The sequence below is a fragment of the Albidovulum aestuarii genome (assembly GCF_029961185.1).
In the GTDB taxonomy this organism is placed as follows: Bacteria; Pseudomonadota; Alphaproteobacteria; order Rhodobacterales; family Rhodobacteraceae; genus Albidovulum; species Albidovulum aestuarii.
The window spans coordinates 846,749-860,484 of sequence record NZ_JASBQQ010000001.1 but is presented as its reverse complement, the minus strand read 5'-3'; the positions used below and the strand labels follow the sequence as shown (position 1 = coordinate 860,484).

At 57.3% G+C, this 13,736-nt stretch carries 11 protein-coding genes, 1 tRNA gene and 1 pseudogene; 8 read left to right on the top strand and 5 right to left on the bottom strand.

The annotated features are described in order from the left end of the window. The first annotated feature begins 278 nt into the window (after positions 1–278). The 4 genes from QKW60_RS04400 (at position 279) to QKW60_RS04385 (ending at position 5,162) form a co-directional block, all read left to right on the top strand. Entirely contained in the window at positions 279–1,838 is a 1,560-nt protein-coding gene (locus tag QKW60_RS04400; protein ID WP_282366732.1) for an ABC transporter substrate-binding protein, read from the top strand. A 72-nt stretch (positions 1,839–1,910) separates the two neighbouring features. Further along, positions 1,911–2,549 (top strand): ANTAR domain-containing response regulator, encoded by a 639-nt coding sequence (locus QKW60_RS04395; protein ID WP_282366731.1) that lies wholly within the window; start codon positions 1,911–1,913, stop codon positions 2,547–2,549. Between the two features lie 99 nt (positions 2,550–2,648). After that, positions 2,649–3,797, top strand: a complete 1,149-nt coding sequence (locus QKW60_RS04390; protein WP_282366730.1) for a transporter substrate-binding domain-containing protein — start codon at positions 2,649–2,651, stop codon at positions 3,795–3,797. A gap of 291 nt (positions 3,798–4,088) precedes the next feature. After that, complete coding sequence (locus QKW60_RS04385; RefSeq protein ID WP_282366729.1) at positions 4,089–5,162, top strand: GlxA family transcriptional regulator; 1,074 nt, start codon at positions 4,089–4,091, stop codon at positions 5,160–5,162. A 223-nt stretch (positions 5,163–5,385) separates the two neighbouring features. Here QKW60_RS04385 and QKW60_RS04375 read toward each other — a convergent pair. Beyond that, positions 5,386–5,637, bottom strand: a pseudogene (locus tag QKW60_RS04375) (IS1634 family transposase); the annotation flags it as partial. 508 nt (positions 5,638–6,145) lie between these two features. On the opposite strand from QKW60_RS04375, the gene QKW60_RS04370 reads away from it, so the two are divergent. Genes QKW60_RS04370 through QKW60_RS04360 form a run of 3 tightly spaced genes read left to right on the top strand, consistent with a single transcriptional unit; the run spans position 6,146 to position 8,561 of the window. After that, a complete protein-coding gene (locus QKW60_RS04370; protein ID WP_282366728.1) occupies positions 6,146–6,451 on the top strand; it encodes a DUF3489 domain-containing protein in 306 nt (101 codons plus the stop codon). Further along, entirely contained in the window at positions 6,451–6,888 is a 438-nt protein-coding gene (locus QKW60_RS04365; RefSeq protein WP_282366727.1) for a DUF2924 domain-containing protein, read from the top strand. Before QKW60_RS04370 ends, QKW60_RS04365 begins: the two co-directional genes overlap by 1 nt. Further along, positions 6,885–8,561, top strand: coding sequence for a recombinase family protein (locus QKW60_RS04360; RefSeq protein ID WP_282366726.1), 1,677 nt, complete (start codon positions 6,885–6,887; stop codon positions 8,559–8,561). The genes QKW60_RS04365 and QKW60_RS04360 overlap by 4 nt, the downstream gene beginning before the upstream one ends. A 654-nt stretch (positions 8,562–9,215) precedes the next feature. Here QKW60_RS04360 and QKW60_RS04355 read toward each other — a convergent pair. Then, a tRNA-Gln gene (locus QKW60_RS04355) sits at positions 9,216–9,290 on the bottom strand. Positions 9,291–9,387: 97 nt separating this feature from the next. Here QKW60_RS04355 and QKW60_RS04350 point away from each other — a divergent pair. Further along, positions 9,388–10,563 carry a BaiN/RdsA family NAD(P)/FAD-dependent oxidoreductase gene (locus QKW60_RS04350; protein WP_282366725.1) on the top strand — a complete coding sequence of 392 codons (1,176 nt, stop codon included), beginning with the start codon at positions 9,388–9,390 and terminating at the stop codon, positions 10,561–10,563. Between the two features lie 17 nt (positions 10,564–10,580). Here the strand turns inward: QKW60_RS04350 and kdsA are convergent, their stop codons facing one another. From kdsA to QKW60_RS04335, 3 genes are read right to left on the bottom strand one after another with little or no spacing between them, the layout of a single operon-like run. Then, positions 10,581–11,420, bottom strand: a complete 840-nt coding sequence (gene kdsA, locus QKW60_RS04345; RefSeq protein ID WP_282366872.1) for a 3-deoxy-8-phosphooctulonate synthase — start codon at positions 11,418–11,420, stop codon at positions 10,581–10,583. A gap of 19 nt (positions 11,421–11,439) precedes the next feature. Then, on the bottom strand, positions 11,440–13,002 hold the full coding sequence (locus QKW60_RS04340; RefSeq protein ID WP_282366724.1) for a KpsE/RkpR family capsule polysaccharide export protein: 1,563 nt from the start codon (positions 13,000–13,002) through the stop codon (positions 11,440–11,442). Then, on the bottom strand, positions 12,995–13,645 hold the full coding sequence (locus QKW60_RS04335; RefSeq protein WP_282366722.1) for an ABC transporter ATP-binding protein: 651 nt from the start codon (positions 13,643–13,645) through the stop codon (positions 12,995–12,997). The genes QKW60_RS04340 and QKW60_RS04335 overlap by 8 nt, the downstream gene beginning before the upstream one ends. Positions 13,646–13,736 lie beyond the last annotated feature (91 nt).

Sequence of the window (13,736 nt, the reverse complement as noted above, 5' to 3'; positions counted from 1 at the left end):
TCATGATCGCGTGCTAGGAAGCACATGAAATCACCAAGCGACAAAGCTGGACGTTGACGCCCTAGCGGACTCCTTTGTGATTGTTCCCAATGAAATTTCCGCCACGAGTCTGGTCCTGCCTGTCTTTATTCAGGGAGCGCAAGCTATGAACAGACTGTTGGCCGCATTGAGCCTTACAACCGCACTGACGATGGCCAGTTCCGCCGCCTTTGCCGAGGTCGGTTCCGAGTGACATTCCACAGTCAGCGCCCAAAGTTTAGAATTCTGGAGGTTTAAAGGTGCAACAAGATGTGATTCGGGTCGCTCTGGACTGGGAGGTGGACCATATTGATCCGCCTTGTTCTTTCGGTGGTTGGAACACCGGTCGCGTGGTCCAGCAAATGTTCGATAGTCTTGTAGAAGACAACCTTAATTCGGAAATCGGGGCAGTGACATCGCTTGTGCCGTCTCTGGCAGTCAGCCATTCGGTTTCGCCGGACGGGTTGCGGTACACGTTCAGACTGCGCGAAGGGGTAACCTTTCATGACGGTGCGACATGCGACGCCGACGCGGTGCGGATGAACATTGAGAGAATGTGGGACACGTCGTCTCCATATTTCGACGAAAGGGCATTCGACTACAATAGAATGGCGATCGAAACGTTGAAAAGTGTCCGAGTATCAGATGCTCGAACGATCGAGCTCGAACTCACCGATCCTTTTCCCGAGTTCCTGCGCTACGCGACGCAGGAGGACGCGCCCGGCGCTTTCGTTATGGTCAGTCCGGAATACATCCGTACCAACATCGGCAAAAGAGCGTCAGCTCCCGGGACCGGCCCTTACGCTTTGGAGAAACGCTTCGAGACCCCGCACGGCGATGGTGCCCTGTTACGACGGTATTCGGGATACTGGGGGCGGCCGGCGGCGACAGAATTCATCGAGTTTACTCCGATCCCTTCGGGCGAAAATAGATCGGAGGCGCTAATTCGTGATTCTGCGGATATCGTCTATGGCCCCGACCCCTCATCATTGGATGAACTTTCCAGACTTGGCTTCATTGTTTCCGAACGGCCTATTCCCTATGTCTGGTACATCGCCTTGAACATCAACAAGGCGCCCCTCGACGACGTGCGCGTTCGACGCGCATTGCTACACGCCATCGACCGCAAGAGCTTGAGTGAGGAGCTTTTCGGTTCGGCCACTGCACCCATGAACGGAATTCTGCCGCCCGCCTCGCCGTCATATGAACCCGGCTTTCCCGATTTGTACCCGTTTCAGCCGCAGCGCGCGCGTGAGCTTCTGGCCGCTGCGGGCGTAAATGACGGGTTCACCTTTACATTCAGTATCGCCCGCGCAGGTTCCGGGCAATTGAATCCGGTTGGCATTGCCGAACGCATTCGCAGGAATCTGGGAAACGTCGGAATCGGTGTCGATTTGCGGATAAACGAAGACTGGGTTGAGTACTGTGAAGACTGGCACCAAGGCATGAATAGCGAAGTCGACGCATCCGAAATGAGTTGGGGTATGTCGTGCGACGTCTGGGTAGAGCAGGTATTGCATTCCCGCAATGCATCGCCACGTGGATTCAATACCGGCTATTATCATAACGAGCAGGTAGACAAGATGTTCGACGTCGCAAGGCGCGAGCTCGAGCCTGAAAAACGGGCGATGCTTTATCAAACAGCGCATCGGCTGATAATGCTTGACGCCCCTGTCATACCGCTTCTGACAATTCGCAGAGGGCTGGTCGCACACCACCCCCGCGTTCAAGGCTTGCGATTTCCTGCTCAGAACTGGCATAATTTGTCTGACGCGTGGTTGGACAGGAGTATTGGACTAAGCGCCCGGTCGAGTTCTTGACTGGGCCGGGACGTTCCGCGAAACGAGGCGATTGATTGAATCTCGGTTCGACCTAGGAAAGGAAGGTGTTCGATGTCAAAGGCTGGCGAGGCTTTGCTGAGAGAACTGCGCAGTTTGCGGGTTCTTGTCCTTCACCCCTCGGACCAGGAACGCTCCGAACTCGTTAATCAATTGAAACGCATTGGCTGTACGGTTAGCGTCGAATGGCCGATTCCAACTACGATAGACCCCGAAATCGACACGATTTTCTGTCTCGTCGAAGATGCGTCCATTGAGACCCTTCCCTGGGTTCGACCGCATCTCGCGGTTCCGGTTGTCGCGATCGCCCAGTTCGAACACCCTACTGTCATCCGCTCGTTACTCGAGATTGGCGTCACGGGATTTATCGGAAAGCCCATTCGTACATTCGGAGTTCTGACTGCGCTTATCATGGCACGTTCTATTCATCGGTATGAACGCATACAATCTGCCAAAATCGCCAAGTTAAAGGAAAGTCTGAAATCTCACCGTGTCATAGCGCAGGCTGTCCAAACTCTTTGCAGGGCCAACGACATTGGCGAAGGAGAAGCGTACGAACTGATCCGAAGGCAGGCCACGAGCAAAAGGCTATCGATGTGCGTTATTGCCGAGTCAATAATAAATACCAGCGAACTGCTAACTTTGGATACTCAGAAGCCTGCCAACACGATCCAGCTAAGGTCGGCAAAATAGGGGAAGAACTTTTTGTTCTGACCAACGGTTTTGAAATGGGTAGACAAGCGCAGAGTGCTACATCGCCACAAAACACGCCAAGTAATTCGGAGCAGCAAAATGGAAAGTTTGACGGTTGGAGTTCTGTTTTCACAGCGGGGTTTCAGTAGGTGGTATGGAAGCTCGCAACTTAGGGGGACGATACTCGCAATCGACGAGATAAACCTGAACGGTGGTTTAGACGGCCGAATGATTGATCCGATCATTTGCGACCCGGGATCGGATCCCAAGCAATATAGCAAGTTGGCGAACAAGCTGCTGTTGGACGATGGGGTTTCGGTTATCTTCGGATGTACCACCTCATTCAGCAGGAAAGCAGTCACACCATGTGTGGAAAAACGAAACGCAATACTGTTTTATCCGACATGCTATGAGGGGTTTGATTACTCACCAAACATAATATTTACCGGACCTTGTCCCAATCAACTGCACCTAGAGTTGCACCGATACCTGTGCGAAAGGGGCCGTGCTTCATATTATCTGCTGGGGTCGGATTACGTGTTCCCACAGGAGTCGAACCGCGTCATCAAGGACCTCGTTGCCCAAAGCAACGGAAAGGTCGTTCGAGAGAGATATGTTCCACTTGATTGCGCTGATAGTCAGATCGACGATATCGTCTCGGACATAATGTCGACGAAAGCAAATGTTGTGCTGTCGACTGTTGTCGGATCAGGATCCACTCGACTTTACGATGCATTTCACGAGCGAGGTATAACTCCGAATGATATCGTAATCGCCAGCCTGACAGCTAGTGAACTGGATCTTTCGAAAATGAAACATCTGCCACTCTCGGGTCATGTCACCTCTTCCCCGTATTTCGCGTCGATTGAGACGCCGGAGAACAGTCTGTTCTGCAAACGATTTGTTGAGCGCTTCGGCCGCTCGGTGCCGATTGATACCTGCGCCGAAGCGGCCTATTCCCAAGTGCATTTGTTTGCGAATGCGATGAGGTCACTTGACGGAATGGACGCAAACCGTCTTCGCGAGGAAATTTATCGGGTAGAGGTGAATGCGCCTCAAGGCCGGATAAAAGTCGATTGTGAGAACAATCACACCTACCAGTGGCCACGAATCGGTGTGATGGAGGACGCCGGAACATTCCAGATCGTGCGATCGCCATCAAATTCCGTCAAGCCGGACCCCTATCAGATCAACTACGTCGACGTCCTCGCTGCAAGTTGCCGACCGGCATTCCATTTCGCGCTTTAGGCGGTGTCTGGGCAATCCTCCCATTGACCGGGGGTGATTACAAAGCGGATCGGGAGTCCAAGCGCATCGGGACTGTCTGCCGTCGAATTCTGAGATGAACAACGGTCGTACGATGAAGCAGGTACTCAATAACGGAATTCTCAGCGGCCGCAATATCCTCGTACCGGTTTCCATCCGCTTTCGGCCCGAGAAGCGATCTTTGCTGCTCGGCACTCCGCAGATAATGAAATGGAAACACGCACATCTCGCCTCCGGATGCCCGCCGTTCTTAGCGCTATCGGAGTCTGATTAATGGCCTTGTACTCTTCCTTCGATGACAATCTGCTGTCCAGCACACTTACGCGCCGTGAATCGCAAGATCTGGATGTGCGTTTGCGTATCGCCATTGTCTTGTCTGACGGATTTTCAATGCTGGCTCTTGGAGCCATTGCCGAGGCGCTGTCGTTGGCTGGACGCTTAAGCGGAGAGCGTTTCGTTCAGTCACTCCTGTTTGGCATCAACGGCACTGAATTGCGCTCTCGATCCGGAATCCAGATCACGGTCGGTCAAGCGTTGTCCGAAGCAGAGGGTGTATCTGCTTTAGCCAAGTCCTACGACGCCATGATTCTTTGCACTGGTAATACGCTCTCTGTGGACGACGAACGTGCCGTGCGTCTTGTCGCGCGCATTGCAAAAAGACACGGCAAGTCGATTTGTGTGATTGGCGCTGCAATTCGTACGCTTGCCGAAAGTGGACATGTCCTGCGCTGCACCGAACACTGGAACCGCGCAACCGCATTGCAAGAAACTGTGTCGACCGTGTCGGTGTCAGATACAATTTTTTGTCGCGACGGTCTAGTCGTGACGAGTCCCGGCGAGACGGCGGCCCTCGATCTTACTTTGGCGCTGATCCGCGAACGACTTGGCCACAGCCTGGCAGGCGAAGTTGCAGCGCAGCTTTTGGCTGGGACGGTTCGAACCGGACTGAGTCAACAGCCACGCTTTGCCGCGAACAGGTTTCGAGGCATTCCGCGTACCTTAAGCGCCGCGATAGATAAGATTGAAGCCAGTATTGAATATCCGCTGCCGCTGAGTAAGTTGGCCTCGTCCCTCAATATTTCTCCCCGTCAGCTGGAACGCCTCTTCGCCAAGTATATCAGAACCTCACCACAAAGATACACTCGTCAGACACAGTTGAAACATGCCATGAAATTGTTGGAACAAAGCTCAATGCCGATAGTCGAGGTCGCCCTCGCTTGCGGATTTCGTGGAACTTCCACTTTCAACAAGTCCTTCAAGCGGGCTTTTGGCGTGACTCCGATAAAGTTTCGGCGATTTGGGGCGAATCCAGCTGACGAAAAGCCCGACCACCGAGCGGGGCAATGAAGTCGAGCGGACGGTGTCAAGTTGAGCACCTTGATGGTTGCAGGGGCGTAGCGTAGCCTTCAAGGATGACAAGATCGCACGTTTTCCGTGGCTTCCGAACGAGCCCCGAAGTCATTCGCTTGGCAGTGATGCTCTATGTCCGGTTCCCCCACCTTCGACAGCTAAATTTATAAGCCATTGATATTGTGCGTCCGGAATTGTGGTTTTGCCACAACGGCGGCGCTTAGGCGGGTTTCGGGAGGTTCAGGGCGTCGAAGAGTTCGAGTTGTTCGTGCTGGACTTTCGAGGTTCCGGTGAAGGTTCTGGGGCCGATATGGGTGGTGTGTTTCTGGATGCGGACCAGCAGATCCAGCGCGGTGCGCGGGCTCGCGAGATGGCCCTTGGCTTTCAGGCGCATGCGCATGACGCGATAGCGCACAAGGGCGAGGAAACAGATCAGGGCGTGGGCCCGGATGCGATCGGGCAGGCGATGGTTCGTGACGTTCTCGATGGCAGGCAACCGCTCGGCTTCACCTCAGACTGGTGCAAGACCCATGTGCTTCCATCCGACTGGACAGCGCAGCGCCTCATGGTCGCGGCACTCTGATCCACCCTCTCCACACCTCGCACCGCGAAATTGCCAAACGCAGACTTCTTGTGATTTGCGCGGCCATCGGCCGTGCATTGACGGTCTGCGCAAACGGGCCCTCCGCGCAAGCCGCGGAAAACGCGCGAATTTCGGGAGTGAACGTCGCACCGTCTCGATTTGCGGAAGTGTGTGGCTGGGCAAGTCGGATTCGAACCAGAGACCATCATTTGATGGTGGATTTACGTACTAAATTTAGATCTTTGCCGGATATTTCACTGGACTTGCCTGTTGAGGAGAGCGGTACTGTCGACAGCGTCGCCCCCATGCGGCGGCGCAAATGTCTCCGCCCGGATTGCCGGGCTTTGGTCAGTAGCAGGAGCCCTATTGGGTCTGCGGGATCAGAACGGAGACAATCATGACCAGACCATCAAAAAAGTCAGAACCGACGACAGCTGCTAAGCCAAGGTTCGAGCAAAACCCAAAGCCGGTATCTGCGCCTCGGGCGGTAACAAAGAAAGCCAGACTCATCGCCTTGCTCGGCCGGAAGGACGGGGCCGACGTGGCGACGATCAGCAAGAATCTCGGCTGGTTGCCGCACACCACGCGTGCGGCTCTGACGGGCCTCCGCAAGGCTGGCTATGAGGTCACGTCCGCCAAGCCGGGCAACGGGAAATCTTCGCGGTACCAGATAATTGCCATGCCGGATGCGGATGCGACCTGATGACGGCAGATGATGTGATAGAGGCACGGTGGGCGGGCCTGAGCGCAATGGATCGCTCCGCCCTCCGCGTGGCATGGGCGGAGGCATTCGGTGCAGCGCCACCGCATTTCCTGTCGATGATCTTCATGCGCAAGGCATTGATCTGGCATGAGCAATGCCGAAGGTTCGGGGGGCTGCCCCCGGACCTGAAGCGCGCCCTGAATGCGGTGGCAGACGGCAAGTCGGTTCGTGACCCGGCTCTGGCGATCCGACCCGGGACGCAGCTGATCCGGGAATGGAACGGCCGCCGGTATCAGGTTGATGCGACAGAGAACGGCTTTGTGCTGAATGACAAGTGTTACAAATCGCTGTCGGCCATTGCTCTGCACATTACGGGGACGAGTTGGTCAGGACCGCGCTTTTTCGGGCTGAACAAAGCAACCGGCAGCAGCGCATGAAAAAAATCCGCTGCGCGATCTACACCCGCAAGAGCTCGGACGACGGGCTGGAACAGGACTTCAACTCGCTTGATGCTCAGCACGAAGCCTGCGCCGCCTTTATCACCAGCCAGAAGAACGAAGGCTGGGTGCAGGTGCCGGATCGCTATGATGACGGCGGTATCTCCGGCGGCACTATGGAACGACCCGGTCTGCAGCGGCTCTTGGCGGATATTCACCGGGGAGCAGTCGATCAGATCCTGGTCTACAAGATCGACCGGCTGACCCGGTCACTGGCCGATTTTGCCAAGATCGTCGATATCCTCGATGCCTCCGGCGCGTCGTTTGTGTCTGTCACGCAATCGTTCAATACGGCCACCAGCATGGGGCGGCTCACGTTGAACATGCTGCTGAGCTTTGCCCAGTTCGAGCGCGAGGTGACGGCCGAGCGCATCCGGGACAAGATTGCGGCGTCCAAAAGGAAGGGGCTCTGGATGGGGGGCAATGTGCCTCTGGGCTATGAACCCGCTGGCAGAACGCTGAAGATCCGGGAGGCGGACGCGCGAACGATCCGGACCATCTACGATCTCTACCGCCAGCATCGCAATATCCGGGTCGTCAAAGCCGAGGCGGATAAGTTGGGTCTGAGGACAGCAATCCGGACATTGTCGTCAGGCCGGCTGAAGGGCGGAACGCCGTTCAGCTTCGGCCACATCTATCACATTCTGACCAACCCGATCTATGCAGGCCGCATCCGGCACAAGGCAAAGGTCTGGCCTGGCCAGCATCCGCCACTCATAGACCCTGCTGTCTGGGACGCGTTGCAGGAACTGCTGAAGGCTGGTGCAGTCATTTTGCGCTCGGGCAAAGGACGAAACAGCGATGGTGCGAAACGCCATGTTTCCCTACTGACCGGAAAGGTGTTTGACGAAACCGGCGACCGGCTGACGCCCAGCCATACCCAAACCGCAAAGGGCCGCAGGCTCCGGTACTATGTGTCCCATCGTCTGATCCGCAGTTCTGATCCGAAAGATCCCGGTGGTTGGCGATTGCCGGCGCCTGAACTTGAAACGCTGCTTGCCGATCTGGTCAGGAACCACCTGCGTGTGCCGACGGTACAGGCTAATATCGTCAGCGATGCTACGACGGAAGAAGTGGCATCAAGTGTCAAGCTTTTGACAGAACTGGCCGGTGGTGAGATCGAGACCGGCGACGAGAAAGGCGGGGAACTCCTTTGCCTTGTCGAACGCGTACAAATCGCGCCGGGGAAGATCGGAATTGTCCTCTCAGCGAAGGAAGTCGCAGCGCGCCTGCGCACCGAACAGGGACGCATCTCTGCGGATCACCTGATCCTTGAGTACGCGTTCAGGCACCGAAAACGCGGCGTCGAAACAAAGCTCATCCTCGCAGATGCTGCCGGCACCCGCGACGAGACTCTCTTCAGAAACATCGCTCTGGCGCATCGTTACTTCGGCATGATCCGTTCCGGTCAAACCTATGCGGAAATCGCGGAAGCTGAAGGCGCCTCGAAACGGCGTATCCAGCATCTTCTCGAACTGGCTTTTCTGGCTCCGGACGTTATCCGCGATGTATTCGAGGGCCGGCAACCGACCGGCCTCACGTCTGACTGGCTGAAATCCCACGCATTCCCGTCAATCTGGAAGGAACAGCGGGCGCAGTTCAAATCGCTCTGATCGCACGAACCGTTGCCGCCGCTGCGAAATCGCCAGACCTTCCTTTACTGAACATCCCGCCTGCAAACTGCTACCGCCGAAATGGCGTTTCCAGACTTTCGGCAGATTCTGTCGCTATTCCGCCAGATCGGCGGTCTGGGCAATTCTGGAACCTGCGAATGCCCCTGAATGCAGGCGGCTATTTCACATAATATCCATTAATATCAATTGGTTATTTGCGGTGGCTGGGCTGGTAGGATTCGAATTTCCAGTACATCTTTTGATGGTGCCGAAATACCGCCGTAAAATCAGAAGGTTACGATTCACTTTCCATCGTTGCAGTCTGGGTGGTAGCAGTTAGACCCGGACAAGGCGAAAGCAGTGGAATGCCACGTCTGGTTCATACTGACTATTGCCACTGGCAAAATGGAAGGAGAAGATATTTTTTGAATATCGATCGGCAGATCCGCTTAATTCTCACCGCTTGGAATGCGATGCTATCGCCATCACATTCGCCCAAACTGCTACCGCGAAAATCGCGATTCCAGACTTTTCAGGGAAACGGGCAGAATTTCGGTAATGTTGGTGTCTGGGGTTTTATTATACCTCAGAGTAGTCCCGAAACTACGCGCTGAAATACTAATTTCTGCATTATATCAATGACTTAGTGGGTGTTGGCTGGGGCGGTAGGATTCGAACCTACGGTGCGCGGTACCAAAAACCGGTGCCTTACCACTTGGCTACGCCCCAACGGTGCGGGTTCTTACCCAAGGCGGCTCTGCCCTGCAAGACCAAATTCGCTGAATTGTGCCGTTGTGCGTCGGGGTTTTCCGGTATACCGGCCCGCATGGAAACGACAGACGTTATAATCATTGGGGCTGGTGCCGCCGGAATGATGTGCGCGGTGGAGGCCGGGCGTCGCGGGCGGCGAGTGGTCGTTCTGGATCATGCCCGCAATCCGGGTGAAAAAATCCGGATATCGGGCGGAGGCCGCTGCAATTTTACGAATCTGGAAGCTCCGCCTGAGCGGTTTCTTTCGGGCAATCCCCGGTTTGCGATCTCGGCCCTCAAACGCTTTGCACCGGCTGATTTCATTGCCCGCGTCGATGCGGCCGGAATCGCCTGGCATGAAAAGACGCTTGGCCAGCTTTTCTGTGACGGCAGCGCGCGGCAGATCGTTGATCTGCTGGTGCGCGACATGGCAGATGTGAGCGTAGATCTGAGGCTGGGGACCGGGATATCGACGGTCTCCCGGGATGGTGGCTTTCTGGTCGAAACCTCGGGCGGCATGATCCGGGCGGAAAGCCTCGTGCTGGCCACGGGGGGCAAGTCCATACCGAAGATGGGGGCAACGGGATTCGCATATAGGATTGCCGAGCAGTTCGGGTTGGCTGTCACCGAAATCCGCCCCGCTTTGGTACCCCTGACATTCGCGGAACAGGATCTTGAGAAACTACGCCCCCTTGCCGGGGTGTCGGTCGAGGCACGCGTGACGCTTGGCCGGACTGCCTTTGAGGAGGGGCTTCTGTTCACCCATCGCGGTCTGTCGGGCCCGTCGATTCTTCAGATCAGTTCCTACTGGCGCGAGGGCGACAGCCTGACGGTCGATCTGGCGCGGGGCTGCGATGTTGCCGCCGCGTTGAAGGCGCTGCGGGGCGCTGGTGGACGCATCGCGGTGCAGACTGCGCTTGGCCGGTACTTGCCAGAGAAGGTCGCTGGCATCGTTCTTGAGGCGACCGGGGTTTCCGGGCGGCTGGCCGATCAGTCGAATGCCGTACTCGACCAGATTGGCGATGCGGTGAACCGCTGGCAAGTCAAACCGGTCGGTTCAGAGGGGTACCGCACCGCCGAAGTGACGCTGGGCGGTGTCGATACGGGCGGGCTCGACGCGCGCACGATGGAGGCCCGCACGGTTCCGGGCCTCTATTTCATCGGCGAGGCGGTGGATGTGACCGGCTGGCTTGGCGGCTACAATTTCCAGTGGGCCTGGTCGTCGGGTTGGGCGGCGGGGCAGGCGGTGTAACCAGTCCGCCGGTGGCACTACACCCGCACCGGATCAGCCTTCGCAATCCGATCGAGCGCCATCAGCGTGTCGATGAGTTTCGGCATCTGGTCGAGCGGGATCATGTTTGGCCCGTCGGAAATCAACGGGTCGGCATCAGGCGCTTGATGGGTCTCGATAAAGACCCCGGCGATACCGAGGCTGACGGCGGCGCGGGCCATGGCGGGGGCGTATTCGCGCTGGCCGCCGCTGGAACCGCCCTGACCGCCCGGTTGCTGGACCGAATGGGTCGCGTCCATGATCACCGGATAGCCTGTCTTGGCCATCCGCGGCAGCGAGCGCATGTCGGCGACCAGCGTATTGTAACCAAAGCTCGCGCCACGTTCGGTCAGAAGGATCTTCTCATTGCCCGTGCTTGCGACCTTGGCTGCGACATTGTCCATGTCCCAGGGGGCAAGAAACTGGCCCTTCTTGATGTTGATCACACAGCCGGTCTCGCCCGCCGCAAGCAGCAGGTCGGTCTGGCGGCAGAGGAAGGCCGGGATCTGAATGACGTCGACCACTTCGGCTGCGATGCGCGCCTGCTCGGCATCATGGATATCGGTCAGGACCGGCATACCAAGTGCGGCGCGCACGCCCTCAAGCACCTTAAGGCCCGCCTCCATCCCGATCCCGCGCTTACCCTTCAACGAGGTGCGGTTGGCCTTGTCGTAACTGGCCTTGAAGATGTACTGCGCCCCGGCCTTCGCGCAGGCATCGGCCATCGTCCCGGCGATCATCTGGGCGTGATCGGCGCTTTCCAGCTGACAAGGGCCCGCGATCACGGTCAACACCCGGTCGTTGCCGACGGTCAGCCCGCCGACGGCCACTTCCTTCATCTCGGTCATTTCCGGCTCCTTACGAGGTCGCCTGTTCCCGCAGGATCGAGGCGGTCAGTGACATCACGAGGTAAATGCCACCGAAGATCAGAAAGGCCAAGACCGTGTTTTCGAAAGCGCGGGGATAGGTTGCCTCGTCGGGGGCGACCGGCCGGACGCTGGGTTCAAGATAGCGGACCTGGCGATTGGCCTCGATCCGGGCAGTTTCCAGCTGCTGAAGCGCCTGCGCCAGCATAAGCTGACGGGTCTGCAGATCGGCCTCGGCGATCCGCAGCTTGCCGGTCACCTGTGCAAGTGAGACGCCGCCAGCGCCACCTTCGGTCAGTTGCGCGCGCAGGCCCGCGATCAGTTGTTCAAGCCTTTGGACGTCGCCTTCCACACCCTTCACGCGGGCCTGATTGGGGCGGGCGTTGTCGAGAAGCTGCTGCAATTCCAGCCGCTTTTTTTGCAGTTCGATTTCGAACCCGTTGATCTGCGTCATCACCGAACCACTTTCGGTCGCCGGGTCGAGGATGCCCAACTCCTCCTGCAGGGCCAAGACCCGCTGTTGCGCCTCGCTAACCTTATTCTCTGCATCGTCATAACTGTCGCGGGCGCCCTGCATCTGATCCTCGCGCAGCCGGGACGAAAGCTGGTCCACCTGCTCTTCGGCATAGCCGATCAGCGCCTTGGAGAAGGTTTCGCTGACATTGGGATCGGCTGCGATGATCTCCATCTTGATGATACCCTCGGTCGGGTCGTAGCCGATCTTGACGTTGCGCTTGTAGAGTTTGTATGCGGCCTCGTTCGTCGCGTCTGCGTCCAGCCGCTGCAGCGGGTCAATGGACGGCTGGCTGAAATGCGCCTTGAAGCCATGGTCTTGATCGAGACGGAGCATGGCATCCCGCGATTGCAGATAGCCTTGGACGTTGATCGAATCCTGCGATGTGGCGAACTGGGTTCCCCGGAACATCGAGCCGATATTCGCGGCCTGCCCTTCGCTCTGCTGGATGATGAATTCGCTGTATGTCGCGTAGAGGGGCGTCGCCATCTTGAAATAGTACCAGCCGACGACGATGGTCGGCACCAGTACGAAAGCGGCAAGCCGGGCAAGCAGCATCCTGAAGTTGCGGCGACGGCGGCGGACAATATCGCGCTGAATCTGCAGGATCGCCGATGCGCGATCATCCGGCTCAATGGGGCGGCCCGGAACGCCCGGCTGTTCGGGAAGGGTCTGAGGCAACTGAATGCGCCCCGCCTGATCCGGACCTGGCCGGTCCCCTTCGATGAGTTGCATGACCTGCGACGGTTGGAACGGATCGATCCCACGTTTCCGCAGCAGTCGCACCGCATCGAAATCGTCGGCCGCTTCGATACCATTCTTCTGGGCGACGCGCCGGGCGGTTCTGAGCTGGCGCCCGGTCAACCCCTCGGCGCGAATTGCGGCCAGTTCCTCAGCTGAACTTTTCGGTTCCGTGGGATGTTCGGCCGTCGGGAATTTCTGATCGCCGAAACCATCATCGGGCGGCGCGAGCGGTTCGGAGGCCGGTTTTGCCGGCGGCCGGTCACTTGGACGAATGCGAAACCTCTGAGCTTTAAGCATAGTCGTACATCCGTTTCGCTTCTTCCAGTGTATCGAACATGTGCAACCGGCCGTGTCGTAACACAGCGGCACTGCGGCAGAACTTTTCCAACGTCGCGGCCTGATGCGAGACGACGATTACAGTTGCCGTCTTGAGCCGGTCGCGCAGAACCGTACCCGCCTTACGGTTGAACTCCACATCTGTCGTACCGGGCATCCCTTCGTCGATCAGGTAGATATCAAATTCCATGGCGAGCAGAAGCGAGAACGTGAACCGCTGCTTCATCCCGGAACTGAATGTTCCGACCGGCATGTCGAAGTACTCCTCGATCCCGCAGAGCCAACGGCTGAACGCCTCCACATAGTCGGGGTCGAGCCCGTAGAGACGGGCAATGAACCGCGCGTTTTCGCGGGCGGTGTGCTTGCCGACAACGCCGCCCATGAAGCCAAGCGGGAAGGAAACGCGGCAGGATTTGCGAACGGTCCCCTCATCGGGTTTTTCCAGCCCTGCCATCATGTTGATGATCGTGGTCTTGCCCGCGCCGTTCTCGGCAAGGATGCCCAAAGAATTGCCTAGTTCCACGCGGAAGGACGCCTGATCAAGAATGACCTTGCGCTGTTTTCCGGTCCAGAAGGACTTGCTGACATTCTCGAATTCGAGCATCCGTTGGCCCTGGCGCTGCTCTGCCTGCCTGTATCGTTAGGCGATGATCGTTAACATAGCAGCTACAATCACATCTTGCCCGGATTATGGC

Coding starts and splice junctions, on each gene's coding strand:
- QKW60_RS04395 (WP_282366731.1), top strand. CDS start 1,911: ATGTCAAAGGCTGGCGAGGCTTTGCTGAGAGAACTGCGCAGTTTGCGG.
- QKW60_RS04390 (WP_282366730.1), top strand. CDS start 2,649: ATGGAAAGTTTGACGGTTGGAGTTCTGTTTTCACAGCGGGGTTTCAGT.
- QKW60_RS04385 (WP_282366729.1), top strand. CDS start 4,089: ATGGCCTTGTACTCTTCCTTCGATGACAATCTGCTGTCCAGCACACTT.
- QKW60_RS04370 (WP_282366728.1), top strand. CDS start 6,146: ATGACCAGACCATCAAAAAAGTCAGAACCGACGACAGCTGCTAAGCCA.
- QKW60_RS04365 (WP_282366727.1), top strand. CDS start 6,451: ATGACGGCAGATGATGTGATAGAGGCACGGTGGGCGGGCCTGAGCGCA.
- QKW60_RS04360 (WP_282366726.1), top strand. CDS start 6,885: ATGAAAAAAATCCGCTGCGCGATCTACACCCGCAAGAGCTCGGACGAC.
- QKW60_RS04350 (WP_282366725.1), top strand. CDS start 9,388: ATGGAAACGACAGACGTTATAATCATTGGGGCTGGTGCCGCCGGAATG.
- kdsA (WP_282366872.1), bottom strand. CDS start 11,420: ATGAAGGAAGTGGCCGTCGGCGGGCTGACCGTCGGCAACGACCGGGTG.
- QKW60_RS04340 (WP_282366724.1), bottom strand. CDS start 13,002: ATGCTTAAAGCTCAGAGGTTTCGCATTCGTCCAAGTGACCGGCCGCCG.
- QKW60_RS04335 (WP_282366722.1), bottom strand. CDS start 13,645: ATGCTCGAATTCGAGAATGTCAGCAAGTCCTTCTGGACCGGAAAACAG.